Genomic DNA, 24998 nt, shown 5'->3' with positions numbered 1-24998 from the left:
CGCCCCGCACGGGACCAACAGATGTCAGGAGAAGATAGCGACGCGAATCGGCGAACGGAATCGGAGACGGGACTGCTCGGGTCGTCGCGGCGGCGGTTCCTCCAGGCGACCGGCGGAGTGGCGGCGACCGCCGCGTTCGCGGAGGGCGCGAGCGCGGCCGAGTCGGACCCCGGCGAGTTCTCCCAGCGGGTTCGGAACCTGCTGTCGGAGATGACCTTAGAGGAGAAGGTGGGGCAGATGACGCAGATGGCGGTGAGCAGTTTCGACCCCGAGGAGGTGGGCGACCTCTTCACGGAACACCACGTCGGCTCCATCCTCTCGGGCGGGGCGGCGCCGCCGTCGTTCGAGGCGAGCGAGGTTGCGGCGGGCGTAAACCGGCTACAGGAGTGGGCGATGGAGAACACGCGGCTGGGAGTGCCGTTCGTCTACGGGGTCGACGCGGTCCACGGCAACGACCTGGTGTACGACGCCCCCATCTTCCCGCACAACCTCGGCGTCGGCGCGACCTGGGACCCCTCGACGGCCCGCGAGATGGCGGCACTCACGGGCGAGTCGGTCCGCGCGATGGGCGCCCACTGGACGTTCTCGCCCGCCAACGACATCCAGCGCGACCCCCGCTGGGGACGCTTCTACGAGGGGTTCACCGAGTCGGTCCGCCTCGCCGAACGGATGGGCCGCGCGAAAGTCGAGGGGTACGAACGCGCCACCGACCAGTACGACAAGGCGGTCGGCGCGTGTCAGAAGCACTTCGCGGGCTACTCGCAGCCGCTCAACGGCAACGACCGCACCGCGGCGCAGTTGCCCGCCCGCTACCTCCGGCAGTTCCACCTCCCGCCGCACGAGGCGGGCATCGACGCGGGCGCGGAGACGGTGATGGTCAACAGTAGCTCGGTCAACGGCGTGCCCGCGCACGCCTCGAAGTGGCTGTTGACGGACCTGCTGCGCGGCGAGTGGGGGTACGAGGGGATGGTGGTCTCCGACTGGAAGGACTTCAAGCGGATGGTCACCATCCACAACTACGCCGCCGACCTGAAGGAGGCGACCATGCTCGGCGTCAACGCGGGCGTCGACATGTACATGAACCCCGACGACGTCGGCGAGTTCACCTCCATCCTGGTCGAACTCGTCGAGGAGGGGAAGGTGAGCCGCGACCGGATCGACCAAGCGGTCGCGCGGGTCCTCCGGTTCAAGGAGAACGTCGGGCTGTTCGACCAACCGGTCGCCGAGACGGAGTCGGTGAGCGAGACGATCAGCGCGGGACTCGACGACGCCCGCGAGACCGCAACGAAGTCGATGACGCTGCTGCAGAACGCCGACGACACGCTCCCGCTCGACCCGGACCTCGGGTCGGTTCTCGTCGCCGGCCCCCGGATCGACAACCCGCTGATGCAGATGGGCGGGTGGACGCTCGGCTGGCAGGGGCTCACGCTCGACTCGGTCGACCTCTCGCGCGTCCCCGCGACGACGGTGGTCGAGGGCGTCGAGAACGCGGTGTCGTCGTCGACCGAGGTGGTGACGATGCCGATCGAACACACCTGGGACGTCTACGGCGGCCTCGACGAGTACAGCTTCGACAACCCCGGCGAGGTGGAGACCGCGGCCGACGAGGCCGACGCCGCGGTCGTCGTGGTCGGCGAGGGACCCTACTCAGAGGGTCCGGGCGACGCCAACCACCTCCACCTCCACCCCGCCCAACAGGAACTCGTCGACACCGTCGCCGGGACGGACACCCCGCTGATCGGCGTCGTGATCGCGGGCCGGCCGCGGGGCACCGAGGTGTTCGACCGGTTCGACGCGTCGGTGATGGCGTACCAGCCCGGGTCGGCGGGCGGCGACGCGATAGCCGACGTGCTGTTCGGCGAGGTCAACCCCGGCGGCCACCTCCCGTTCCGGTGGCCCGTCACGGTCGGACAGGTGCCGAACGTCCACAACGCGCTCCACCCGGTCGACGACCCGCCGCGGTTCGAGTTCGGCCACGGCATGAGCTACACCTCCTTCGAGTACACCGACCTACAGGTGTCGACGTCGGGCGGGTCGCTGACCGCGAGCGTCTCGGTCACCAACGCGGGTGACCGCGCGGGCGACGACGTGGTGCAGGTGTCGGCCACGCGCGACAGCGCGCCGGTCATCTACCCCCAGCGGACGCTCGTCGGATTCGAACGCGTCTCGCTCGACCCCGGCGAGACCAGACGGGTCGAGATAACGTCGCCGCTGTCGACGCTGGCGGTCGTTCCCGGCGACATGACCGACACCGGCGAGCGGGTGGTCCCGGCGGGCGAGTTCCGCCTGTTCGTCGACGGCCTGGAGACGACGTTCACCCTCGACGCGCCCGCCGACGGCGACGGCGGCGACGGGACCGGCGACGACGGCACCGGCGACGGCGACCACCAGTACTACCAGGTGGACTTCGTCGCCGGCCAGCCCATCGAGGAACTCGGCGAGGAGGGGCTGTACGCCGAGCAGGACCGGCTGATGCGGTTCGCGCGCGGCACGGCCGCCGGGGGCATCCTCGACAAGGGGACGGCGTGGCCGAGCGCGGAGATCCGCGAGTGTCTCGACTACGGCCACATCGGCGTCGAAGACGGGACCGCCTCGATCCGGTTTACGGTCGCCGACGGCTGTGAACGCACCGTCTCGCTCGCGGTGTACGAGACGCCCAACGAGTCGTTCAGCGCCGCGGGCGCGGACGAACAGGAGTACCTCCGCGCGTCCACGGAGACGTTCGGTCCCGGCGAGCACACCGTCTCGGTCGACGTACCGAGCGAGGAGTGAGCCGCGGACGGTCCCCCGTCGGGTAGTGCCCCCGGGGGGGTCGCGAGCCGGACGGGGGCGGTCCGGCTTCGCGGTCCGACCGGACCGGGATCAGTCCGCGCCGACGCCGAACTTCGCGGCGTCCTCGCCGACGGAGTGGGCCGTCGCCCGCGAGACGCCGACGGTCACCGCGAGGCCGAGCAGCATACACCACAGCGCGTAGTCCCACGTGTGGTACGTCGCGCCGAGCCACGTCGTCCCCGCGAACTGCACCTCCGAGACGAGCACGTGCGCGAGGTACGCGACCTGTCCGGCGGTCACGCCCGCGACGATGCCGGTGCGGGTCGTCCCGCCCCAGTAGAGCGCGAGCAGCACGGGGATGGTGAGCTGTGCGTACCCGCCGAAGGCGGTGTCGCCCAGCGTGACGAGGAAGGAGAGTTCGGTCGCCCCCTCCGCCGCGAACAGCGAGGCGACGAACGTCAGCGTCGCGAAGACGGCGACGCCGACCCGGGCGACCCACCCCTCGCGGGCGTCGCTCGCCCCCGGGGCGACGAACGGCCGGTAGAGGTCCCGCGTGAGGTACGACGACCCCGACAGCAGCATCGAGTCCGACGAGGACATCATCGCGGCCATCGCGCCCGCGACCACCAGCGCGGCGAACCACACCGGCGTGTACTCCGTCAGGAGTGCGGGGAGGACGTTGCTCCCCGCGGGCACCTCGACGCCGAGTCCCGCGGCCCACGTCCCCAGCAGGAACGCGGGCACGAACAGGAGGAGAACCGCGACGGGCCACAGCGCGAACGAGCGCTTGAGCGTCTCGGCGGAGTCGGCCACGAAGAACCGCTGGTTGACCTGCGGGAACATGGTGACGCCGAACGCGATGACCACCGCCTGTGCGATCATCCACTGCGGGGAGTAGAGCCCGCCGCCGAGCGCGAGAAACTCCGGGTTACTGGACGCCAACGAGTCGGCGATGGTGCCGGCGCCGCCCGCCGCCGTCAGCACCCAGCCGACGGCGACCCAGACGATACCGAGCATGAACAGCCCCTGGAGCGTGTCCGTCCACGCGACGCCGCGCAGCCCCGAGAGGACGACGTACGCGACCATGAACACGGTGATCAGCGCCGCACCCGCCCAGTAGGGGAGCGCGCCGCCCGTCAGGCCGGCGAGCGCCTGCCCCGCCCCCACCTGCTGGAGCATCACGTACGGGAACAGCCACACCAGACTCACCACGGCGATCAGCCCCCGCAGCGAGGCGGAGCCGAACCGGTCGCCCAGCATCTCGCCGAGCGTCACGTAGCCGTGTTCCCGACCCACCAGCCACTGCTTGTAGCCGATGACGTACCAGAGGACGGCGAACACGATGCCGTCCATCGCACCCATCACGAGGATCCACTCGGGACCCGCCGAGTACGCCAGGTTGGGACCGCCGAAGAAGGTGAACGCGGAGAGTAAGGTCGCGAACGTCGTAAACAGCAGCACGACCGTCCCCATCGACCGCGAGGCGAGGTAGTAGTCCTCGGCGTTCCGGTCGGTCAGCCGGTAGGCGAGCAGTCCGATGGCGAGCGCGACCACGAGGTAGCCCGCGACGATGGCCAAAGAGAGCGTCGTCTCGTCAACCACGCCGGAGCACCTCCCGGTCGATACCGCGGTCCCACGCGCCGCGCGTGAACCCGTAGAAGACGACGGACGCGAGCGCCATCCAGCCGACGTGCCACCACAGCCACACCGGCAGCCCCGCGACCACCGTCGCGTCCCGCCACAGGAACCACGGCACCGCGAACGCTACGAGCGCCGCGAACGCCGCGACCCAGAGATAGTCGGTTCGGTTCCGCGTCATCGGAGGTCGTAGTCGGCTATCCCACGTAAGTGTTACTGAAATGCGGTCAAATTCCGGGTTCGAAGAGATATATTCTTCAATTCGGCCGGCCGGGCGGGCCGGCGGCGGAGCCGCAAGCGACGGGGGGCGGGAGCCGCGGACGCGGCCGGGGAGTGGGGGCCGCGGCCGGGCGCGGGCCGAACGGACCCGTCGGGTTGGGAGCGGCGGGCGCCGTCGGGGCGGGAACCGGGGGAGCCGTCGAGACAGAAGCCGCGCGAACCCGTCGGGGCGGGAGTCGACAAGGGCAGCTTCAAGTCCGCGCCGGCCCGACCGCCGGGCATGACACCGAGTCCCGGCGACCGCGTCCGCCTCACCCGCGCGGACGTGACGAACGAGGGGGTGTTGATGCCCTCGAGCGACGAGACGCACCTTGTCGTCAAACTCGACGGCGGCTACAACGTCGGCGTCGACCGGTCCGACGCGGAGGTGGAACTGCTCGAACGCGGCGTCCGCGACGTGGGCGACCCGGGCGACGGGGACGACGAGGCGGACGAGGGGTCGGAGATCGACTTCGACGACAACCTGCCGACGGTGGCGCTCGTCTCGACGGGCGGCACCATCGCCTCCACCGTCGACTACCGCACGGGCGCGGTCACCGCGCAGTTCGACGCCGAGGACGTCCTCCGGGCGGTGCCCGAACTCGCCGGCCGCGCCAACTACCGCGGCCGGGTGGTGACGAACATCCTCTCGGAGAACATGGACCCCGAGGTGTGGCGCGAGTTGGCCGAGACCGTCCGCGAGGAGATCGAGGCGGGCGCCGACGGCGTGGTCGTGATGCACGGCACCGACACGATGCAGTTCTCGGCGTCGGCGCTGTCGTTCGTACTCGACACGCCCGTCCCCGTGGTGTTCACGGGGAGTCAGCGGTCCGCCGACCGCCCCTCCTCGGACAACGTGATGAACGCGGTCTGCGCCGTCGAGGCGGCCAAGAGCGACTGCGCGGAGGTGATGGTCTGTATGCACGGCTCCCCCTCCGACGACTACTGCGCGCTCCACCGCGGGACGCGCGTCCGGAAGAACCACACCTCCCGCCGGGACGCCTTCGAGACCGTGGGGGCGGCGCCGCTCGGCCGCGTCGACTACGGAACCGGGGAGGTGACGGTGTCGTTCGCCGACGGGAAGGAGTACGCCGAACGCGGCGGGACGGAGCTCGCGCTCGCGGCGGAGCTCGACCCCGAGGTGGAGCTCGTGAAGTTCACGCCCGGGATGGACCCCGCGGCGCTCGACTACCTCAGCGGGAAGGACGGCGTCGTCGTCGAGGGGACGGGTCTCGGGCACGTCCACACCGACCTGATCCCGCGGCTGTCGGAGTTGGTCGACGACGGCGCGACGGTCGTGATGACCAGCCAGTGTATCGAGGGCCGGGTCTGTGACCGCGTGTACGACACCGGGCGGGACCTGCTGGACGCCGGCGTCGTGGAGGCGGGCGACACCCTCCCCGGCACCGCGAAGGTGAAGCTGATGTGGGCGCTCGCGAACGCGGAAGAGCCCGCCGACGCGATGGGCCGGAACCTCGCGGGCGAACTCACCGACGAGTCCGCGCCGTGGACCTGAGCCGCGGCGGCGCCGACGACCCCGACGTGTCCGTCCGGCGGGCGCGCGCGGACGACGAGGAGCGCGTCGTCGCGTTCACGCGCGACACCTGGGACGAGCGCTCGGGCGGCGACTACCTCCCCGACGTGTTCGCCGACTGGGTCGCCACCGACGGCGACGACCAGCGGACGCTCGTGGCCGACCTGGACGGCGACCCGGTCGGCGTGATCCAGGGTCGACTGCTCACCGACCGGGAGGCGTGGGCGCAGGGGATGCGCGTCGACCCCGCCCACCGCGGCCGCGGGGTCGCGGCCGAACTCACCCGCGCCGTACTCTCGTGGGCGCGCGAGCGCGGCGCGTCGACGTGTCGAAACATGGTGTTCGCGTGGAACGTCGCGGGTCTGGGTCTCTCGCGCGCCGCCGGGTTCGACCCCTGCGCGGAGTTCCGGTGGGTCCAGCCCGACCCCGACCCGACGGCCGACCCGGCGCTCGACGTGACCGCCGACGCCGACGCCCGCGACGCGGCCGACGCGTGGTCGTTCTGGGCCGGCAGCGACGCGCGGACCCACCTCCGCGGGCTGGCGATGGACGCCGAGGAGTCGTGGGCCGTGTCGGCGCTCCGCCGCGAGCAACTCCGCGCGGCGGCCGACGACGGCCGCCTGTTCGTCGCCCGCGACGGCGGCACCCGCGGGTTCACCTACCGGGCGTACGACTACGACCGCGGGACGGAGGACGGCGGGACCGAGACGTGGGGCATCTACGGCGTCGCCGCGTGGGACGACCCCGCGGCGGCGCGCGCGCTGTTCCGCGCGGTCGCCCGCGACGCCGCCGAGGCGGGGGTCGATCGCACGCGCGTGTTGATACCCGAGCGCGTCCGGTGGGTGTCGGACGCCGCCGCCGCCCGGACGCCCGTCTCCGAGGAACCCGACTTCGTGCTCGCCGCCGACCTGAGCGACCCCGACGTGGCGTGAGCGCGGGCGAAACGACGGACGGGCGGCGCGGACGGCGTCCCGCGTCCGACGGACGCGACGCGGCGCAACCGCTTTCACGGCCGGCCGCGACACGCCCGACATGGACCCGATTCTCCTGTTCGGCGCGCTCCCCGGCGGCGTCGAGTTGGCGCTGCTCGGCGTGATCAACCTAGTGATCGCGCTGCTCGTCGGCTACTGGGTGTACCGCGACGCCTCGCGGCGGCACAACGACAACGCGGCGCTGTGGGCCATCGGGGTGGGTCTCGCGTCGCTGTTCCTCTCGCTGATCGGCTTCCTGATCGTCTTCGCGCTCTACCTGTTCGTCGGGCGCGACTGAGCCGGGAGGCGTCGCCCGGGCCGACGCCGCTGTTCGGACCGCTCCCCGACGGGAGCGGCCTGGTCGGGATGCGACTCGTCCGGTTCGCCCTCGCGGGGAGCGTCGCGCCCCTCGTCGGCTGGGACCACCCGCCGCCGGACGCGGAGGAGCGGTGCGGCGGAGCGACCGCGGGGGCCGAGCGACTCGTGGACCGGGTCGGTCGGTGATTTGAAACCCCGCCCCGCCGACGGCGGGGTATGGCCCTCCTGTTCGGCGCGATACCCGGCGGTCCGGAGCTGTTGATCGTCCTCCTCGTGGGGATCCTGTTCCTCCTCGTCCCCATCGGACTCGCCTACTGGGTGTACCAGGACGCGACCGGGCGGGGGAACGACCGCGCGACGCTGTGGGCCATCGGGGTGGTGATCGCCGGGCTGGTCGCCCCGCTCGTCGGAGCGGTCGCGGTGTTGGCGCTGTACGTGCTCGTCGGCCGGACCTGAGGCCGGTACCGGGGGCGGGAGCGGGCACCCACCCGAGCCGTTTTCCGTTCGCTCGCTCTCGCTCGCGTGTGGAGAACCCACGAGCGATCGGCCTCTCGGCACTGGTGTTCGGCGCGTGGTGCCTCTCGTCGACGGTCGAGCCGCTGCTCGCGGCGGACGCCACGACGAGCCTCGACGGCCTCGGCGCGGCCGCGGGCACGGTCGGCGGCTGTGCGCTCGCGCTGATCGGAGTGGCCATCCTCCGCGGCTGGGGCGAGTTCGACCCGGAGCGCGACGGCGTCGACGCCTGACCTGCGGTACGGGGTCGACGACTCAGACCTGCGTCACCCACGCCCGGTAGTCCTCGGGCCGGTCGTACACCTCGCGGAACGTCCGGTCGAGGAACTCCGCGAGGCGGTTGGCGTCCGACCGCGCGGAGATCCGGACGTTCGTCCCGTCGGTCTCGTCGGGCGAGTCGAGCGCGTCGATCCGGAACTCGGGGAAGTCGTCGAGCGTCGACTCCAGCCGGTCGAGTTCCTCGCCGGTGCAGTCGAGGTTGAACGTGTCCTCGGCGAACTGGACCCACGGCGGCGCCGCCGGTTCGTCGCTCGCGTCGTCGTCCCCCTCGGACCCGTCGGCGCTCGGGTCCGCCCCTCCGCTCGCATCCGCCCCTCTGCTCGCGTCCGCCTCGTCGTCGCCGTCGCCGAACCGAACCCCGTCGTCGGGGGGGTCGGTCTCGACGGTGAGGAAGGCGCTCCCGCGGGTCCGGTGGGCGGTGACGGCGTCGGCGAACAGCGACCGCCGGTCGGCGGGCGTGTCGGCGTCGAACCGGGTCATGCTCGCCGCGTACGGCGGGCCGCGAGAAAACCCCGGCGGTCGAGCGCCCGGGCGTGTCGGTTTCAGCACGCCTTTTACCGTGGCGCGGGAGGCTCCGTGCGTGAGCGACCACCGAATCCTGCTGTTGGGCCCGCCGGGGGCCGGCAAGGGCACCCAGAGCACGCGGCTCGCCGAGACGTACGACCTCGACCACATCACGACCGGCGACGCGCTCCGCGCGAACAAGGAGATGGAGACGGAGTACGGCACGCCCGGCGAGTACATGGACGCCGGCGAACTCGTCCCCGACCCCGTGGTCAACGAGATCGTCGTCGCGGCGCTGTCGAACGCGGACGACGGGTTCGTCCTTGACGGCTACCCGCGCAACCTCGACCAGGCGGAGTACCTCTCCGAGCAGACCGACCTCGACCACGTCGTCTTCCTGGACGTGCCCGAGGACGAACTCGTCGAGCGACTCACCGGCCGCCGGGTCGACCCCGAGACGGGCGACAACTACCACGTCGAGTTCGACGTGCCCGACGACCCCGAAATCGAAGAGCGACTGGTCCAACGCGAGGACGACCAGGAGGACACCGTCCGCGAGCGCCTCCGCGTCTACCGCGAGAACACCGAACCCGTCGTCGAACACTACCGCGAGGCGGGCGGACTCGTCGAGGTGTCCGGCGAGGGGACGCCCGACGAGGTGTTCGAGCGGATCCGCGACGTCGTCGAGGAATGAGCCGGCCCGGGCGAACCGGCCGCCCTCCTCATCCGCACGCGTCGCCGTGACACCGCCGGGAACCGTCCACGGTTCGGGGGTAGTGTGACCGGTCCACCGGCGCGACCTGAGCCGGCGGGCCACAGCCGACCCGCGGGGTAGTCGCGACGCCCCGGCGCGTCCACCGCCGCCAGGTCGTCCGGTTCCCCGCCGGTGACCGTCTCGCGCCGACCGCGTGTGGCGCCGGGCGACCGCGGACGCGGCGCGATTGCTAAAGCTTCTTACGCGCCCGTCGCTTACCCCGCCTCAATGGCACGTATCGAAGAGCGCGTCCGCGACCTCGCGTCCGACCCGGAGATGCGCGAGGCGGTCGAAGTCGTCCTCGCGCGCGCCGAGGACGGCGAGGTGAAGTGGACGGACGTGCGCGACGACATCTCCAGCGGGCAGTGGGGGCGGCTCATCGAGCGCGGCATCCTGGAGGACGGCGAGTCCGGGTTCGCGCTCGCGGACCGCGACGCCATCGAGGCCGGCCTGCGCGACCCCGACGCGGATACGACCGGGGACGCCACGACCGAGACGGCCGGAACGTCCGACGACGACGAGGAGGAGGACTCGTCGTGGAGCCTCTACGACAAGGGCGCCGCGGCCGTGACGGTGCTGTTCTTCATCGGCTACTCGTACGGCCCGGTGCGGAGCGTCGTCGGGCAGGCGATGGACGTGGTGTTGGGACCGCTCCAGGCGGCGCTGCCGCTGTACGCGGTGATCATGATCATCGCGACGGTCACGGGGCTGTACTCCACGCTGTTGCGCGCGAACCTGATGGACATGGAGAAGATGTCCGAGTACCAAGAACAGATGCAGGAGCTCCAAGAGCGGCAGAAGGCCGCGAAGGAACGGGGTGACGACGACGAACTCGACCGCATCCAAGAGGAGCAGATGTCGGCGATGGGCGACCAGCTCGGCATGTTCAAAGAGCAGTTCCGCCCGATGGTGTGGATCATGATGCTCACCATCCCGGCGTTCCTCTGGATGTACTGGGGGATGGGCTTCCGCGGCGGCGCGGGCGCGTGGAGCGGGCTCCAGGACATCGTCCTGCCGCTGGTGGGGCAGGTGACGTGGAGCGACAACGTGCTCGTCATGCCCGCGTGGATCATCTGGTACTTCCTCTGCTCGATGGCGTTCACCCAGATCATCCAGAAGGGACTCAACATCCAGATGTCCCCCTCTAGCTCCTGATCGAGCGACGGAGTCGCCGCCCGGCTCCGCTCGGTCTCGCTCCGCTTCCGTCCCGTCGCTCGCGCCGCGGTTACCGGCCGCTCTCCCCGTCCCCGCCGACGCCCCGCGGGACGCCGGGACGGGACCACCGAGGTTATGCGCCCCCGCCCCGTGTACCGGTTTAGATGCGACACCCCCGGGACCTGTCGGCGGTGGCCGACGAGTCGGTGGTCGTCATCGGTGGCGGCTTCGGCGGGCTCTCGACCGCCTGCTACCTCGCCGACGCCGGTGCGGACGTGACCCTCCTCGAGAAGAACGAGCGGCTGGGCGGGCGCGCCTCCGTCTTGGAGGCGGACGGCTTCCGGTTCGACATGGGCCCCTCGTGGTACCTGATGCCCGACGTGTTCGAGACGTTCTTCGCGCACTTCGGCCGGGACGTGAGCGACTACTACTCGCTGAGCCGGCTCGACCCCCACTACCGCGTCTTCTTCAAGGACGGCGACAGCGTCGACGTCGCGCCGGACGTGGAGACGAACAAGCGGACGTTCGAGTCGTACGAGGCGGGGGCGGGCGAGGCGCTCGCGAACTACCTCGACGAGTCGAAGTACACCTACGAGGTGGGGATGAGACAGTTCGTGTACGAACACCGCGACAGCCTGCGCGACTTCGTCGACCCCGACGTGTTGCGGTACGCGTCGGGGCTGTCGCTCTTGGGGACGATGCAGGGGCACGTCGAGGAGTACTTCGACCACCCCAAACTCCAGCAGTTGATGCAGTACACGCTGGTCTTTCTCGGCGGGTCGCCGTACAACACGCCGGCGCTGTACAACCTGATGAGCCACGTCGACTTCGAACTCGGCGTCTACTACCCCGACGGCGGGCTGGGCGCGGTGGTCGACGGCATCGCCGACCTGGGGCGGGAACTCGGCGTCAGCTACGAGACGGACGCCGAAGTCGACGCGATCAAGGGTGCGCGCGGCGGCTTCCGCGTCCGGACGGCGTCGGGCGACGACTACTTCCCCGACCTGGTGGTGAGCGACGCCGACTACGCCCACACCGAGCAGGAACTGCTCGCGCCCCAGAAGCGCCAGTACGACGCCGCGTACTGGGAGTCGCGCACGCTCGCCCCCTCGGCGTACCTCCTCTATCTCGGCGTGGAGGGCGACGTGCCCGAACTCGCCCACCACACGCTCGTGCTCCCGACCGACTGGGACGACCACTTCGCGGAGATATTCGACGACCCCGCGTGGCCCGACGACCCCGCCTACTACCTCTGTGTCCCCTCGAAGACCGACGACGACGTGGCGCCCGAGGGCCACTCGAACCTGTTCGCGCTGGTCCCGCTCGCGTCCGGTCTCGACGACACGCCCGAACGGCGGGCGGCGTACCGCGACCAGGTGCTCGACGACGTGGCCGACAACACCGGCACCGACCTCCGCGACCGCATCGTCTTCGAGGAGGAGTTCTGCGTCTCCGACTTCGCCGACCGCTACAACGCGCTGAACGGCACCGCGCTGGGGCTGGCACACACCCTCCCGCAGACCGCGCCGTTCCGGCCGAACCGCCGGTCGTCGGCGGTCGACGGCCTGTTCTTCACCGGGTCGTACACCACGCCCGGCATCGGCGTCCCGATGTGTCTGATCGGCGGGCTGTTGACCGCCGAGTCGGTCGCCGACGCCGAGACCGAGGGGTGAGTCGTGTCCGGCGACAGGCCCACCGCGAGCGCGGCGGGCGCCCGGGACGGCCCGCGCGCGCGGCTCCGGTCGCTCGTGACGCTCTCGCGCCCGCGCTTCTGGCTCTACCTCGCGGGACCCGTCCTCGTCGGCGTCGCGTTCGGGGCGCGGACGGTCGGCGACCTGGTCACTCCCTCGACCGCGGGGCTGTTCGCGTACTTCCTGCTGCCCGCGAACGTGTTCCTCTACGGCGTCAACGACGTGTTCGACCGCGATATCGACGCGGTCAACCCCAAGAAGGGTGGCGGCCGCGAGGCGCGCTACGAGGGTGACCCGCTCGTCCCGGCGGCCGTCGTCGCCTCCGCCCTACTGGGGCTTGGGCTGTTCGCCGTGACGCCGCGGGCGACGTGGCCGTACCTCGGGGGGTTCCTCCTGCTCGGGGCGGCGTACAGCGCGCCGCCGCGGCTCAAGACCAAACCGCCGCTGGACTCGGTGTCGAACGGGCTGTACGTCCTCCCCGGCGCGGCGGCGTTCGCGCTGGTGTCGGGCGCGCACCCGCCGACCGCGGCGCTCGTCGGCGGGTGGCTCTGGTCGATGGGGATGCACACGTTCTCGGCGATCCCCGACGTCGAACCCGACCGCGCGGCGGGCGTCGAGACGACGGCGACGCTGCTCGGCGAGACGCGGACGTACGCCTACTGCGGCGCCTGCTGGCTGGCGGCGGTCGCCGCGTTCGCGGCCGTCGACCCCCGGCTGGCGCTCCCGCTCGCGGTGTACCCGCCGGTCGCGGCCGCCGTCCCGCTGTCGGGCGTCTCCGTCCACCGGGCGTACTGGTGGTTCCCGGCGCTCAACACGCTGGTCGGGACGCTGCTCACGCTGGGGGCGCTGTGGCGGTTCCCCGCGCTCCGGGCGGTGGTCGCGTGAGCGTCTCCCTCACGCTGCCGGCCGACCGCCGCGAGGCGGAGGCGCGCGCGGACGCGCTCCTCCGCGAGCACCGCGTCACCGTCGCGGTCGTCTTCCCCGTCGTCGGGGCCGCGCTCCTGCTCGCGAGTGCGACCCTCCCGCTGCCCGACTGGCTGGCGTTCAACGGCTGGCTCGTCCTGTTCGGGACCGCGGTGATGCGCTCGCCGCTGGTCGTCGGACTCGCGCCGGTCGCCGACCGCCGGGCGCTCGCGGGCGTCGGACTGCTCGCGGCGTACGCGTACGCCGTCGAGTACGTCGGCGTCCACACGGGGTGGCCGTACGGCGAGTTCGTCTACGGCGTCGCGCTCGGCCCCACCGTCGCGGGCGTCCCGCTGGGGCTGCCGGTGTTCTTCCTGCCGCTGGTGGCGAACGCCTACCTGCTGTGTCTCCTCCTGCTCGGCGGCCGGGCGGCGCACGCGCCGACGCGGCTCGCAACCGTCGTCGGGCTGGTGCTGTTGATGGACGTGGTGCTCGACCCCGGCGCGGTCGCGCTCGGCTTCTGGGCGTACCCCGGCGTCCCGAACGCGGGCGCGGCGGGCGTACTCGCGGGGACGGGGTTCTACGGCGTCCCGCCGTCGAACTACGCGGGGTGGGTGCTGTCGGCGACCGTCGCGGTGGTCGCGCTCGACCGGTCGTTCGACCGCGAGCGACTCCGCCGGCGGCTGGCCGACTGCGAGTTCGCGCTCGACGACATGGTGAGCTTCGTGCTGCTGTGGGGGACGGTCAACGTCGCGTTCGGCAACTGGCTGCCCGCGCTGGTCGCGGGGGGTATCGCCGCGGGGCTGGTGCGCGCCGACCGGTTCGACGCGTCGCTGCTGCGGCCCGAGCGGTCGTGAGGCGGGGACGCTCTCGGTTGCGGTGCGGTCCCGAGACGTAGGGAGGCGGCGCTCGCGTTCGGGAGCGAGGCCCGCTACTCGCGGTCGCGCGGCCGGCTCACCGGACGGGCGCGCGCTCGCCGTGGCCGGAGCCGCCGTACGAGTGGTCGCCGTGCGGGACGCAGCTCACCCGACGGAAGACGGCCTCGGGGTCCTTCGTCCGGAACCACGCCCACCGGGTCTTCGCGAGCAGCGTCACCTTCCGGACGGTGCCGAGTTGGGGCGTCGCCGACAGCGTGTCGTACCCGCGGTCGCGGATCAGCGCGTGGTGTTCGGCGTACAGCACCGCCGCGAGCAGCACCGAGAACTGGCAGTCCTCGGGGAGGTACTCGATGCCGGCGACACCCTCCTTGTACAGCGACTCGGCGCGTCTGGTCTCGTGGCGTATCGCGTCGGCGACGCCGTCGTCGAACTCCAAGTCGAGCACCTGCTGTTCGGTGACGCCGTACTCCGAGAGCGTCTCCAGCGGGAGGTACACCCGGTCGCGCTCGACGACGTCCTCGCGGACGTCGCGGAGGAAGTTGGTCAGCTGGAACGCCTCGCCGAGCGCCGTCGCGTGCGACAGCGCGGCCTCCGGGTCGACGGGGTCCATCACGGCGGTCATCATCCGGCCCACGGCCGCCGCGGAGCCGTCCATGTACGCCTCCAGCTCCTCGTACGTCTCGTAGCGGTCGGTGTCGATGTCCGACTCCATCGCGTCGATAAACGTCTCCACGTCGGCGTCGGCGATGTCGAACTCCTCGCGCATCTCCGAGAAGGCGGCCAACACCGCGTCGTCCGTCGGCGTCCGCCCGAGCGCGGCGTCCCTGAGCCGGTCGAGTTCGGCGCGCTGTTCGACCGGCGGCGCGGTGTCGGCGGCGTCGACCACCTCGTCGGCGACGCGGAAGAACGCGTAGAGGACGTACGTCGGGTGGCGCACCCGCTGGGGCAGCAGCCGCGTCGCGAAGTGGAACGTCCGCCCCGTCCGCTGTTGGATGCGCTTGCTCCGGATGACCTGCTCGTCGTTCACCATGGCGGGTCAGTCGCCGCCGTCGCTGGTCCCGTCCGGTTCCCTCCGGGCATATAGTAGCAGTATTACGACGGCCGCCACCATAACAGTTGGTACCACCCTCGGGGGCGGGTTCGGCGAACGCGTCGCCGGAGCTACCGGTGGAAGAACGTGTCCGAGCAGTCCATCACCACGCCGTGGGCGGGGCAGACGTACTCGCAGTGGACGTGCCGCATCGACGCGCCACAGTACGGGCACGGTCGACCCGCGACCGTCTCGACGCCCGGGTCCCCGCCGCTGCCCGTCCCCGCGTCGGCGTCGCGACCCGCGTCCCCCTCCCCGTCGGCGTCGGCCATACCGTCCCGTCCCGCCCGGCCGTCTTGAGGCTTCGGTCGCGCGACTCGACAGCCCGCGCCGACCGGGGGCACGGGTCCCGGTCGCGGATAGATCCAATCACGGACGTAGCTCGGGGTACGGACGTAGAGCCGATTGCGGAGGTCCGATCGCGTGTGTGCGGGGCGTGCGAACCCGGGCCACGGCTTTGCCTCCTCGCCCCCAACCGCTGTCGATGGATACGACTCGTCCGACGCCACGTCGCGCGCTCGTCGCCCTCGCCTCCGGGGTCGCCGTCGTGGCGGGGGCGTTCCTCGTCACCGGGTTCACCCCTCGGTGGGTCGCCGTCGGCGTCGCGCAGACGGTGCTGTACCTCCTCCCGAACGCCGTGCTCGCGGCCGGGATACAGGGGCTGGGCGACGCGGGCCAGCCGCTGTTGCTCGCGGGCGGCGGCGCCCTGACCGTCGCGCTGTTCGCCCTGCTCGCGGTCGGGACCCTCCGGGTGACGCGGTCGCTCGCGCGGACGCGCGGCGAGTCGGTGTTCGCCGTCGGCGTCGTCCAGACGGCCGCCGCGTTCGCGCTCACGGTCGCGCCGCTGCCGTCGCTGGTCGGTGGGGTCTGCGGCGGACTCGTCGCCGGTCTCGGCGGCCGGGAGATGACCGAGGGGCTGGACGTACCGCGGCGGAACCTGCTCCGCTCGGCGGGCGTCGCCGCGGGGACGCTCGGGCTGGCGGGCGTGCTCGGCGTCCGCGACGGGATGGGGTCGGGCGGCGCGGGTCCCGACACCGACGCGACGGTCGACGACCCGCTGGTGGAGGCGCTGTTATCGACCGCCGAGGAGCGCTCGCTGGCCGTCCCCGGCGTCGAGGGGTTGGTGTCGAGCAGTTTCTACGAGGTGGACAAGAACTCCGCGAACCCGCGCGTGAACCGCGAGTCGTGGTCGCTGCGGGTCACCGGCGCCGTCGAGGAGCCGACGGAGTTCGACTTCGCCGACATCGCCGGCCGGCCCGCCCACCACCGGTTCGTCTCGCTGCGCTGTGTCGGCGACCCGGTCAACGGCCGGAAGACCGACAACGCGCTCTGGACCGGGGTCCCGATCACGGATCTGGTCGAGGAGGCGGGCGTCGACGCCGAGGAGGGCTGTTGCGTGATGCTCCGCGCGGACGACGGCTACTACGAGGAGTTCCCGCTCGAAGCGCTCGACGGCGGCTTCCTCGCGTACGGGATGAACGGGCTCGACCTGCCGCGCGGGCACGGCTACCCCGTCCGGGCGCTGATCCCGGGCCACTGGGGGGAGATCAACGTCAAGTGGCTGACGGAGATCGAGATCCTGGAGGAGCCGGCGACGGGCTACTGGGAAAAGCAGGGCTGGCACGGCACCGGCCCGGTGTCGACCGTTGCCAAGATCCACGCCACGGACACGAGCGGCGACTCGGTCGTCGTCGGCGGGCACGCCTACGCGGGCACCCGCGGCGTCTCCGCCGTCGAGGTGTCGACCGACGGCGGCGAGACGTGGACCGAGGCGGACCTGTCGGCGCCGCTCCCCGGCGCGGTGGCCGCCGACGCCGACCCCGCCGACATCGGCGGCGAGGCGGACGACGCCTGGCGGATGTGGCGCCACGAGTACGACAGCGAGACCAACCACGAAGTCGTCGCCCGCGCCGTCGAGGCCGACGGCACCGTCCAGCCCCGCGAGGAGCGGTCCGCCTATCCCCGCGGCGCGACCGGCTGGGTCTCAGTCGAGGTGTTCCCCTGACCCACCCCCCGAACCGGAGTCGTTATTAACATTGGAGCGTTCGTTAGTAACGTGAGCGAGGTTATTAACGCATTTTCGGGGGTTAACAACCGCAGGCGGGCGGCCTACCTCGGCGCGGGGAGCGTCGCGGCGATGGTGGTCGCGGGCGCGCTCGCGCTGTGGACCGGCCGGACGACGCTGTTCGGCGTCGCGTGGACCGCGTTCGTCGGGATGGGGGCGGCGGCGTGGCTGGGCGCGCGCGCCTCCCGCGAGCACGCCCGGCGGCTGGTGTGGGGGTACGGCCTCGCCAGCGGCGCGATGGTGACCAGCGCCGCGGTGTTCCTGCTCCCGCAGGCGCTCGGACAGCACATGCAGTACGGCGGGCTCGGCGTCGCGCTCGGCCTGCTCGTCGGGTTCGCGACCCACACCCTCGGCCACCGACTGGCACACATGGACCTGCCGGTCGACCGGACGCTCGCGGAACTGACGGCCCACGCGGTGTCGGCGGGCGCGATCATCGGCGTCATCTACGGCAACATGACGCTCGGCCCGCTACTCGGGCTTGCCATCGTCTCGCACAAGGGTCCCGCGGGCTACGCCGCCGCGAACCGGTTCGTCGGCGACGGCGGCGACTGGCGGGCGGTCCTCCTGCCCGCGGCGGGCGTCGGCGTCGCCGCCGTCGCGGCGTCGTTCCTCCCGCTGCCCGCCTCCGATCCGGTCCGGGGCGTCGTGTTCGGCTTCGCCGCCGGCGTCTTCCTCCACGTCGCGATGGACTTCCTCCCCGAGTGTGAGATCGGCTCCGAGATCCACGAGTCGATCGAGGGGAACCACGAGGACGCCGACGCCCACGCGGTGTTAGACCGGATGCGCGCACACGCCGTCGCCAGCACCGCCCTCGGCGGCCTCGCGGTGTTCCTCGGCTGGCTCGTGGTGGTCTGAGACGGGTCGGCGTCGGAACCGACGGCGCAGGACGGGTCGGGTCCGAACGGGGGCCGGCCGACGCGGCCCGGACCGACCGCCCCGCGAGCGCCCGGCGCGTTTTTGCTCCCCGAGGCGGGAGTGGCGGACCGTGAGCGACCCACCCGCGGACCGACCCGGCGAGACGGAGCCCGGAGCCGCACCCGACCCGCCGGCGGGGTACGGACCGCCGTGGCGGTTCGCCTACCCCGCACTCGGGGTGAACCTCCTCGCGGCGACGCTGACGGTCGTCTCGCTCGCCGGGTTCGGGTGGCTCGCGCTCGCGCTCCGGCGCGCGGACCTGCTCGCGTGGGTCGTGGTGACCGACACGCCCGACGGCGTGGTGTTGAACCTCGGGGGCGTCGCGGTGGCGTTCGTCGTCGGCTTCCTCCTCGCCGTCCCGCTCCACGAGGCGGTCCACGGCGCCGTCGCCACCGCGTTCGGCTACCGGGTGTCGTACGGCGTCGCGACCAACGTCGGGGGGGTGTACGCCGCCGCGTTCGGCCAGTTCCAGCCGCGCGAGCACCTGATCCCGGTCGCGCTCGCGCCGCTGGTCGTCCTCGACGCGGTCGGAGTCGCGCTCGTGGCGTTCGCGCCGGCGCCGGTCGCCGCGGGCGCGGTCGGCGCGCTCGTCGTCAACACCAGCGGCGCCGCCGGCGACCTGTACGCCACGACCGTCGCGCTCCGGACGCCGCCGGGGACGCTGTTTTACGACGTCGACATGCGCAACTCGTACGTGTTCGAACCCGCCGGGGAGGGGGACGGCGCCCGGCGGTGAGCGGGCGGCGCCGGCCCGCCCGGCGCGGGGCGTTCCCGCGGTACGCCGTCGGGCGGCCGGCTCAGACCAGCCGCCGGAGTTGGACCGAGACGCCGAGCGCCGCGAGCAACAGCACCGCGAGGTTGAACGCGGCGCGGAACAGCGAGCGGTACTCGGCGGCGACCCAGCGGTTGATCGTCGCCCCCGCCGCGAGGTAGAACTGGAGCGCGGCGACCACGCCGAGCAGGACCAGCCCCGCGAGCACCGCGTAGTTGAGGTACCGGCGGAGGTTGCGGGCGGTCGACTCCCGGTCGGCGTCGCGGTCGCCGGTCGACTCCGTCGACTCGACCGGTTCGGCCGGGGCGGGCTCCGTCGCGGACGACGCGTGCGTGTCGGTGGTGTCTGTGTCTGTGTCGGTCATCGTGAACGCCTCCGTGCGACGAGCGCCGCCGCCAGGAGGGCGACGGCGGCGACGCCGGCGGTGAATCCGGGTGTCTGTGCGCCGGTCGTTCGCTCGGCGCCCGCCTCCGTCGGGACGCCCCCGCCGCCCGCGCCGCCGCCTTCGAAGTCGCTCACCTCGAACTCCACCTCGCGGGTGGTCTCGTTGGCGGCGATGCGCTCTGTCGGGTCGAGGTTGGCGACCGAGCGGGCGGTGCCGACGAGGACGCCGTCCTTGTAGAGGGCGGCGTCGACGTAGTAGTTGTACTCGGAGGGGACGGTCAGGGTCGCCGCGGCGTCGACCGTCCGTCCGGGTCGGATCGACCCCACGTCGGCGCTCGCGCGCGCGGCGACGAGGTTGGAGTCGGCCTGCCGGGCGACGAACTCGACGCGGAGGTCGTCGTTGACCGCGTCGCCGCCGTTGGTCAGCGAGGCGGCGACCCGGAGCGTGGTGCGGTTGGCCGCCTCGTCGACGGCGTCGACCGACACCGACAGCGGCGGGACGGCCTCGCTGTCGGTGAACCGCACCGCGGTCTGGGCGTACGACGGCACGAGCGCCTCCATCCCCGCCACCTGCCGGCGACGGCTGTCGACCGCCTCGCCGTCGCGGAACACCGTCGTCTCGACGACGTACCCGCCCTCGCGGTCGACCCGGAGGGTGGTGTCGACCGGGACGCTCCCCTCGGCGTCGAGCGTCCCGAGGTCGACCGTCTCCTCGGCCTTCAACAGCCCCGACTCCGCGTCGTACGCGCGGAACCGGACCGAGACGTTCCGGGCGGGGTTGCCGTCGTGGCGCACCCGCGTCTGCAGTTCGAGTTCGGCGGTCGCGCCGCCGACGTCGCCGGGAGCGACGGCGACGTCCTCGGCGACCCGAACGGGACCGGGGCGGAGCGGTTCGTCCGAGGGAACCGCGACGACGCCGGGGACGACGACCGCCGCGAGGAGGGCGACGACGAGGACGGCGGCTGCCGCCCCCGCGAGGTACTGTTCGCGGGACACACCGCGTGGGTTTCCACGACCCGACTAAATGCTTTGTGTGCGGCCGGACGGCGCGAGAGGGGAAGTCCCGCCCGGCCCCGCCCACCCCGGCCCAGTCGAGGCGTCACCCGACGCGGCCGCGTCTCACAGCCGCGCGTCGAGGAACGCGACCTGCTGGGCGACCACCTCGTCGAACCGGACCGTGTAGGCGTCGAAGTGGCCCATCGGGAGTCGGAGCAGCGACGCGTCCGGGAGTCGGTCCGCGAGCGTCTCCACCGAACTGTACGGGACGAGGTCGTCGTCGGTGCCGGCGACGAGGAACACGGGGCACGTCACCTTCGCGGCGTCGTCCGCCGGCGTGTACCGCGGGAGCGCGAGCAGCGTCCGCGCGCGCGTCTCGTTGCGCCACGTCGACTCCCGGGGGACCAACGAGAGGAAGCCGTCCTTCGCGCCGGGCGCGTTCAACACCGCGAACTCGTCGGGGTCGCCGTACACCTTCACGCGGTGCGGGCGGTCGGCCAGCCCGCCAGCCCGGTCGCGGAGGCCCGCGAACAGCGCCTTGAGCTTCCCGAACAGGCCGTGACTGGCGAGCAGCGACCGCCCGTTGGCGACCGGCATCTGCCCGACCACGCCGTCGACGTCCGACCGCTCGGCCGCGAGCGACACCGCGTAGCCGCCCGACAGCGCCGTCCCCCACAGCACTCGTCCGTCGCCGACCGCACCCATCAGGTCGAGTCGCGCGAGCGCGGCGCGCCAGTCGTCGAGCTGTCGACCCGGCAGGACCAGCGGGTCGCCCTCCGAGGGACCGAACCCGCGGTAGTCGAAGCGGAACGCGGCGTACCCCGCCGCGGCGAACGTCTCGGCGAACCGCGGGAGACCGAACGACGACTCGCCGGCGTAACCGTGCGCCATCACGACGACCGGCGGGTCGTCGGCGTCCGCGGGGAGGTACAGCGTTCCGACGCACTCGTCGCCCTCGGAGTCGAACGCGACCCGACGGGTGGCGTACGAGTCGCGCGGCGGCCGGTCGCGCTCGCCGCGTTCGCTCGCCGCGGCGCGGCTCGCCCTCCGCTCGGTCACCGGGCGCCCTCCCGGGCGGTACACGCGCCGCCGCCGTCGGCTCGGAGCCACCCCGCTCGCGGGGCGTCGTCTCTGGTTCGCATACGTTCGGCTTCCCCCGCCGGTGACTTACCGGTTCCGGGGGACGGCAGAATCGGGCGGCGGTGGGTACGGCGGGTCCGGGGAAACCATGTCAGAGGCGGCCCCGCGTACCCGTCGCCGTCGACAACTGCGTGCGCTCGATACTTAACCGCTATGTGAATCTGGGTTCACCTAACGTCAGCCAGCGAAAACGAGCCGGGAACACGGCCGGAAAGAATCGGACGACGGCGGTCGATCTGGGTCGGTCGACCGCCCCGCGGACGGCATCGACCGCGCTACCTATCGCCGAGCGCGACCGCATCCACGGTCCCGACGTCGCGGTCGAGTTCGGGGTCGGCGCCGGCCGTCCCGTGTTCAGCGGAGCTGTTCGAGCGGTACGGCGCCGCTGACGTCGGCCGAGACCCACCGCGCGTCCGGCGCGTCGGGGTCGTACACCGTCACCGCGCCCGGCGACTCCCCGTCGTCGAGGAGGTAGCTCAGGTCGAACTCGGGGAACTGCTCTAGCCCGCTCGGCTCCGCGCGGCCGTCCATCGCGCTCATGGCACGAACGCCGCCCTCGGGGTACATCAACGTATGCGACCGCCTCTCACGGCTGAGAACCGCCGCGTGTCGATTCGGTAACAACCTGGCCGTCCGACTCGGCTCGGACGGGGGTGGAGCGTAGGTTTTTATACTCTGCTCGTACTTTCTACGCGGCATATGGGGAAATAATGAACGGGGGGAACACGACGGCGGCCGTTCGAGTGGTACACGTCGGCGGCGGGGACGGGTTCGCCGAGTCGGTGCGGGAGTTCCTCCGAGAGCGGGCCGACGGCGTCTCCGTCGTCGCGGTGGCGGACGCCGCAGCCGCGCTCGCGGAACTCGAAGAGGGGGACGTCGACTGCGTCGTCAGCGGGCACCGGTCGGCGGGGACCGACGGGCTCGACCTGCTCCGGCGCGTCCGGGACCGCTGGCCCGACCTCCCGTTCATCCTCGTCTCGGGGGCGGACGAGGACGATGCGGTGGCGCTCGAAGCGATCGGGCTTGGGGCGACCGACTACCTCCGCGAGACGTCGGACGCGACCCAGTACGCCCTCCTCGCGAACCGGATCCGCAACCTGGTGGCGCACGAACGGGCCGAAGCGGCGGTCGAACTCACCGCGCGTCGGACCGAAGCCCAGTTCAAACTCCTCGTCGACAGCGTCGAGGACTACGCCATCTTCCTCCTCGACGAGGAGGGGTACATCCGGACGTGGAACCGGGGAGCGGAGAACATCAAGGGGTACGAACGCGAGGAGGTCGTCGGCGAGCACTTCTCGGTGTTCTACCGCGAGGAGGACGTCGAGGCGGGCGTGCCCGAGCGGAACCTCCGGGACGCGGCCGAACACGACCAGGTGCAAGACGAGGGGTGGCGCGTCCGCGCCGACGGCTCGGAGTTCTGGGCCGACGTGACGATCACGGCGCTCAGACACGACGGGGAACTCGTCGGGTACGCGAAGGTCACCCGCGACAACACCGCGGCCCACCAAGAGCGGATGCTGCTCGAACAGAACGAGCAGCTGCGGCACCTGATCACGTCGATATCGCACGACCTCAAGAACCCGCTCAACGTCGCCGAGGGCAACGTCGAACTCGCCGCCGACACGGGCGACCTCTCGTATCTCGACGAGAGCCGGCGGGCGCTCGACCGGGTGAACGAACTCCTCTCGTACCTGACGAACCTCGCGAAGGAGGGCGGGCGGCTGACCGACCCCGTCCCGGTCGACCTCCGGGAGGTCGTCGAGGCGTCGTGGGTCACCGCGGGCGGCGACCGCGAGCGCCTCTCGGTCGACGCGAGTCTCGACCACGCCGTCGTCACCGCCGACCGCCACCAGCTCAGACAGCTGTTCGAGAACCTGTTCGCGAACGCCCACTGCCACGGCGGTCCCGACGTGCGCGTCCGCGTCGGCCGCCTCGAAGGCGGGGACACGGGGGTGTTCGTGGCCGACGACGGCCCGGGTATCCCCGAGGGGGAGCACGAAGCGGTGTTCGAGATCGGTCACACCCACCAGCCCGACGGGACGGGCTTCGGGCTGGCCATCTGCGAGCAGATCGCCGAGACCCACGGCTGGTGTATCGGCGCGACCGACGCGCGCGACGGCGGCGCCCGCTTCGAACTCCGGGGGATGACCTTCGAGGACGGCCGGGCGACGACGACCGGCGAGAGAGCGTAGCCGCGGTCCGCGGCGGAGACCGACGCGGTCGAACCGAGGGACCGAGGAGGGACGCGTCGCTCGGGGTCGGGGGACGGGCGGGAGAATCGAGCGACGAGCGGAGTCGGCGTCCGGTGCCGACTCAGTCGCCGCCGAACATGGTGCGCATCATAGACCAACTAACAACATTTAGTGATAAATAGGAAATATACTCCGGTAAGTACTCCTTCGGTATTTGTGCGTATGAGGAAAGTCTTCTCAATGACCGGGGTTGTAGCCAGGTGTCAGCCAGTATCGAGCTATCACAGTTTAGAACCATCTCCGATTTACTTCCCATTGTCCGATTGCTTGTCAAGAATCGATTTGTAAATGCGCTGTCTATTCTCAAACGCGTCGGTTTTCTTCGACTCCCACGTCTCCTCAGAGGGGGAAACAAGTTGACGTACCTGATGAATGCGGTCAGCGAGTGCAGTGGACCATCCGATTCCGAAGAGTCCTGCCAGTGAGTCAAATGAATCGCCGCGTTGGAAGGCAGTTGTAGTATGATAGGGTCTTTCTTCGGTATAAACGACCGGGGTTCGACCACATTCTATTGTTGCTTCTATGCGGTTTTCTGATGCTTCAGTTGAGTCAATAAACTCGGGCATCCCATATTCCTCATGGTCTGTCTGAACATATCTACGCGCCACGTTCTTATCCTGATATGCGACGATAGTTCGCCACTGTTCGGTATCAGAAGACAGGATAGCGTCGACCTCGTGGATTGGAGAGTCCTGGAGGTGCCCCCAATACAAGATTGCTATTCCCAAGACTTCACCACTGGATTTGTTAGCCTCAACGACGGTTGGCCATTCTTTGTCAGTCGAGTCGTGAACGACATAACGTTCGAAGTTTATTTCAAGTATTGGCTCCACATTGGTAATCCTCTTCCGCATTTTGCCACCAATCGGGAGTTCAATCTTGGTCGCCCGGTTCTTATGTGTCATATCACACTGATAGACACCTCTGAATATGAATTTTTGCCCCTCACCAGGTCTAGCGGCTAGTTAGGAGGATTTTGGACACACTAGATGTGTCCGAATAGGAGTGTATGTCTAGACCCTAGAAGACCAGCGAAGATAAGATGCTTATCTAGAGGAAGCGGTTAAACTAGCTTCGGATGTGTCTTACCAAGATTGGCTGGTTGCCATTAGTCTCTAGGAGCTTTCTCATGATGAAGCGTCTTAGGCTGGCTTTCCTTCTGTCGAAAGTAAGCCCTGAGACCGCTGAGCGTGTAGAGAAGACACACTTGCCT

The 24998-nt window shown here is 71.0% G+C and carries 25 protein-coding genes; 15 read left to right on the top strand and 10 right to left on the bottom strand.

Features of this window, described 5'->3' with window-relative positions; all coding sequences use genetic code 11:
• Positions 1–21: 21 nt before the first annotated feature.
• A complete protein-coding gene (locus K933_RS06625) occupies positions 22–2772 on the top strand; it encodes a glycoside hydrolase family 3 N-terminal domain-containing protein (RefSeq protein WP_152529768.1) in 2751 nt (916 codons plus the stop codon).
• Between the two features lie 90 nt (positions 2773–2862).
• Here K933_RS06625 and K933_RS06620 read toward each other — a convergent pair whose 3' ends face one another.
• Positions 2863–4374: a sodium:solute symporter family protein gene (locus K933_RS06620; protein ID WP_023393925.1), complete on the bottom strand. Its 1512-nt coding sequence runs from the start codon at positions 4372–4374 to the stop codon at positions 2863–2865.
• Positions 4367–4591 (bottom strand): DUF3311 domain-containing protein, encoded by a 225-nt coding sequence (locus K933_RS06615; protein WP_023393924.1) that lies wholly within the window; start codon positions 4589–4591, stop codon positions 4367–4369. The genes K933_RS06620 and K933_RS06615 overlap by 8 nt, the downstream gene beginning before the upstream one ends.
• Positions 4592–4909: 318 nt before the next feature.
• On the opposite strand from K933_RS06615, the gene gatD reads away from it, so the two are divergent.
• The 5 genes from gatD to K933_RS06590 all read left to right on the top strand — a co-directional run bounded on the left by gatD (position 4910) and on the right by K933_RS06590 (position 8237).
• Positions 4910–6184 (top strand): Glu-tRNA(Gln) amidotransferase subunit GatD, encoded by a 1275-nt coding sequence (gatD, locus tag K933_RS06610; protein WP_023393923.1) that lies wholly within the window; start codon positions 4910–4912, stop codon positions 6182–6184.
• The gene (locus tag K933_RS06605; protein ID WP_023393922.1) at positions 6175–7134 is read left to right on the top strand and encodes a GNAT family N-acetyltransferase; all 960 of its coding nucleotides are present in this window, start codon (positions 6175–6177) and stop codon (positions 7132–7134) included. Before gatD ends, K933_RS06605 begins: the two co-directional genes overlap by 10 nt.
• A 100-nt stretch (positions 7135–7234) precedes the next feature.
• Positions 7235–7471 carry a hypothetical protein gene (locus tag K933_RS06600; protein ID WP_023393921.1) on the top strand — a complete coding sequence of 79 codons (237 nt, stop codon included), beginning with the start codon at positions 7235–7237 and terminating at the stop codon, positions 7469–7471.
• 236 nt (positions 7472–7707) lie between these two features.
• Positions 7708–7947, top strand: a complete 240-nt coding sequence (locus K933_RS06595) for a hypothetical protein (RefSeq protein WP_023393920.1) — start codon at positions 7708–7710, stop codon at positions 7945–7947.
• A 68-nt stretch (positions 7948–8015) separates the two neighbouring features.
• Entirely contained in the window at positions 8016–8237 is a 222-nt protein-coding gene (locus tag K933_RS06590) for a hypothetical protein (protein WP_023393919.1), read from the top strand.
• A gap of 22 nt (positions 8238–8259) precedes the next feature.
• Here K933_RS06590 and K933_RS06585 read toward each other — a convergent pair whose 3' ends face one another.
• Positions 8260–8763 (bottom strand): hypothetical protein, encoded by a 504-nt coding sequence (locus tag K933_RS06585; RefSeq protein ID WP_023393918.1) that lies wholly within the window; start codon positions 8761–8763, stop codon positions 8260–8262.
• A gap of 100 nt (positions 8764–8863) precedes the next feature.
• Between K933_RS06585 and K933_RS06580 the strand changes: the two genes are divergently transcribed.
• The 5 genes from K933_RS06580 (at position 8864) to cruF (ending at position 14147) form a co-directional block, all read left to right on the top strand.
• On the top strand, positions 8864–9481 hold the full coding sequence (locus K933_RS06580; RefSeq protein WP_023393917.1) for an adenylate kinase: 618 nt from the start codon (positions 8864–8866) through the stop codon (positions 9479–9481).
• A 288-nt stretch (positions 9482–9769) separates the two neighbouring features.
• On the top strand, positions 9770–10696 hold the full coding sequence (locus K933_RS06575) for a DUF106 domain-containing protein (RefSeq protein WP_023393916.1): 927 nt from the start codon (positions 9770–9772) through the stop codon (positions 10694–10696).
• Between the two features lie 164 nt (positions 10697–10860).
• Positions 10861–12369 carry a phytoene desaturase family protein gene (locus K933_RS06570; protein WP_023393915.1) on the top strand — a complete coding sequence of 503 codons (1509 nt, stop codon included), beginning with the start codon at positions 10861–10863 and terminating at the stop codon, positions 12367–12369.
• Between the two features lie 3 nt (positions 12370–12372).
• A complete protein-coding gene (locus tag K933_RS06565) occupies positions 12373–13272 on the top strand; it encodes a prenyltransferase (RefSeq protein WP_023393914.1) in 900 nt (299 codons plus the stop codon).
• Positions 13269–14147, top strand: a complete 879-nt coding sequence (gene cruF, locus K933_RS06560; RefSeq protein WP_023393913.1) for a bisanhydrobacterioruberin hydratase — start codon at positions 13269–13271, stop codon at positions 14145–14147. Before K933_RS06565 ends, cruF begins: the two co-directional genes overlap by 4 nt.
• 97 nt (positions 14148–14244) lie before the next feature.
• Here cruF and K933_RS06555 read toward each other — a convergent pair whose 3' ends face one another.
• Positions 14245–15198 carry a phytoene/squalene synthase family protein gene (locus tag K933_RS06555; protein WP_023393912.1) on the bottom strand — a complete coding sequence of 318 codons (954 nt, stop codon included), beginning with the start codon at positions 15196–15198 and terminating at the stop codon, positions 14245–14247.
• Between the two features lie 131 nt (positions 15199–15329).
• A complete protein-coding gene (locus K933_RS18640; protein ID WP_023393911.1) occupies positions 15330–15530 on the bottom strand; it encodes an HVO_2523 family zinc finger protein in 201 nt (66 codons plus the stop codon).
• A 212-nt stretch (positions 15531–15742) separates the two neighbouring features.
• On the opposite strand from K933_RS18640, the gene K933_RS06545 reads away from it, so the two are divergent.
• The 3 genes from K933_RS06545 to K933_RS06535 all read left to right on the top strand — a co-directional run bounded on the left by K933_RS06545 (position 15743) and on the right by K933_RS06535 (position 18977).
• A complete protein-coding gene (locus K933_RS06545; protein WP_049947669.1) occupies positions 15743–17263 on the top strand; it encodes a molybdopterin-dependent oxidoreductase in 1521 nt (506 codons plus the stop codon).
• 132 nt (positions 17264–17395) lie between these two features.
• A complete protein-coding gene (locus K933_RS06540) occupies positions 17396–18181 on the top strand; it encodes a zinc transporter (RefSeq protein WP_023393909.1) in 786 nt (261 codons plus the stop codon).
• A gap of 130 nt (positions 18182–18311) precedes the next feature.
• Positions 18312–18977: a DUF3267 domain-containing protein gene (locus K933_RS06535; RefSeq protein WP_023393908.1), complete on the top strand. Its 666-nt coding sequence runs from the start codon at positions 18312–18314 to the stop codon at positions 18975–18977.
• 61 nt (positions 18978–19038) lie between these two features.
• Here the strand turns inward: K933_RS06535 and K933_RS06530 are convergent, their stop codons facing one another.
• From K933_RS06530 to K933_RS06515, 4 genes are all read right to left on the bottom strand, one after another.
• Positions 19039–19377 carry a hypothetical protein gene (locus tag K933_RS06530; protein WP_023393907.1) on the bottom strand — a complete coding sequence of 113 codons (339 nt, stop codon included), beginning with the start codon at positions 19375–19377 and terminating at the stop codon, positions 19039–19041.
• Complete coding sequence (locus tag K933_RS06525) at positions 19374–20393, bottom strand: DUF7490 domain-containing protein (RefSeq protein WP_023393906.1); 1020 nt, start codon at positions 20391–20393, stop codon at positions 19374–19376. Before K933_RS06525 ends, K933_RS06530 begins: the two co-directional genes overlap by 4 nt.
• Positions 20394–20516: 123 nt before the next feature.
• Positions 20517–21452 (bottom strand): alpha/beta hydrolase, encoded by a 936-nt coding sequence (locus K933_RS06520; protein WP_023393905.1) that lies wholly within the window; start codon positions 21450–21452, stop codon positions 20517–20519.
• Positions 21453–21887: 435 nt separating this feature from the next.
• The gene (locus K933_RS06515; RefSeq protein WP_023393904.1) at positions 21888–22073 is read right to left on the bottom strand and encodes a hypothetical protein; all 186 of its coding nucleotides are present in this window, start codon (positions 22071–22073) and stop codon (positions 21888–21890) included.
• A 170-nt stretch (positions 22074–22243) separates the two neighbouring features.
• On the opposite strand from K933_RS06515, the gene K933_RS06510 reads away from it, so the two are divergent.
• Positions 22244–23725, top strand: a complete 1482-nt coding sequence (locus K933_RS06510) for a PAS domain S-box protein (protein ID WP_049947667.1) — start codon at positions 22244–22246, stop codon at positions 23723–23725.
• 305 nt (positions 23726–24030) lie between these two features.
• Here the strand turns inward: K933_RS06510 and K933_RS17880 are convergent, their stop codons facing one another.
• The gene (locus tag K933_RS17880) at positions 24031–24690 is read right to left on the bottom strand and encodes a hypothetical protein (protein WP_152529767.1); all 660 of its coding nucleotides are present in this window, start codon (positions 24688–24690) and stop codon (positions 24031–24033) included.
• Positions 24691–24998: the final 308 nt, after the last annotated feature.

Origin of the sequence: Candidatus Halobonum tyrrellensis G22 (assembly GCF_000495475.1) — an archaeon.
Classification (GTDB): Archaea; Halobacteriota; Halobacteria; order Halobacteriales; family Haloferacaceae; genus Halobonum; species Halobonum tyrrellense.
The sequence above is the reverse complement of the archived record's forward strand: the minus strand, read 5'-3'. Positions and strand labels throughout refer to the sequence as shown.

What these genes read in the sequence shown, in the direction of transcription:
- K933_RS06625 (WP_152529768.1), top strand. Translation starts at nt 22, where the DNA reads ATGTCAGGAGAAGATAGCGACGCGAATCGGCGAACGGAATCGGAGACG.
- K933_RS06615 (WP_023393924.1), bottom strand. Translation starts at nt 4,591, where the DNA reads ATGACGCGGAACCGAACCGACTATCTCTGGGTCGCGGCGTTCGCGGCG.
- gatD (WP_023393923.1), top strand. Translation starts at nt 4,910, where the DNA reads ATGACACCGAGTCCCGGCGACCGCGTCCGCCTCACCCGCGCGGACGTG.
- K933_RS06600 (WP_023393921.1), top strand. Translation starts at nt 7,235, where the DNA reads ATGGACCCGATTCTCCTGTTCGGCGCGCTCCCCGGCGGCGTCGAGTTG.
- K933_RS06595 (WP_023393920.1), top strand. Translation starts at nt 7,708, where the DNA reads ATGGCCCTCCTGTTCGGCGCGATACCCGGCGGTCCGGAGCTGTTGATC.
- K933_RS06585 (WP_023393918.1), bottom strand. Translation starts at nt 8,763, where the DNA reads ATGACCCGGTTCGACGCCGACACGCCCGCCGACCGGCGGTCGCTGTTC.
- K933_RS06575 (WP_023393916.1), top strand. Translation starts at nt 9,770, where the DNA reads ATGGCACGTATCGAAGAGCGCGTCCGCGACCTCGCGTCCGACCCGGAG.
- K933_RS06570 (WP_023393915.1), top strand. Translation starts at nt 10,861, where the DNA reads ATGCGACACCCCCGGGACCTGTCGGCGGTGGCCGACGAGTCGGTGGTC.
- K933_RS06555 (WP_023393912.1), bottom strand. Translation starts at nt 15,198, where the DNA reads ATGGTGAACGACGAGCAGGTCATCCGGAGCAAGCGCATCCAACAGCGG.
- K933_RS18640 (WP_023393911.1), bottom strand. Translation starts at nt 15,530, where the DNA reads ATGGCCGACGCCGACGGGGAGGGGGACGCGGGTCGCGACGCCGACGCG.
- K933_RS06545 (WP_049947669.1), top strand. Translation starts at nt 15,743, where the DNA reads ATGGATACGACTCGTCCGACGCCACGTCGCGCGCTCGTCGCCCTCGCC.
- K933_RS06540 (WP_023393909.1), top strand. Translation starts at nt 17,396, where the DNA reads ATGGTGGTCGCGGGCGCGCTCGCGCTGTGGACCGGCCGGACGACGCTG.
- K933_RS06530 (WP_023393907.1), bottom strand. Translation starts at nt 19,377, where the DNA reads ATGACCGACACAGACACAGACACCACCGACACGCACGCGTCGTCCGCG.
- K933_RS06515 (WP_023393904.1), bottom strand. Translation starts at nt 22,073, where the DNA reads ATGAGCGCGATGGACGGCCGCGCGGAGCCGAGCGGGCTAGAGCAGTTC.
- K933_RS06510 (WP_049947667.1), top strand. Translation starts at nt 22,244, where the DNA reads ATGAACGGGGGGAACACGACGGCGGCCGTTCGAGTGGTACACGTCGGC.
- K933_RS17880 (WP_152529767.1), bottom strand. Translation starts at nt 24,690, where the DNA reads ATGACACATAAGAACCGGGCGACCAAGATTGAACTCCCGATTGGTGGC.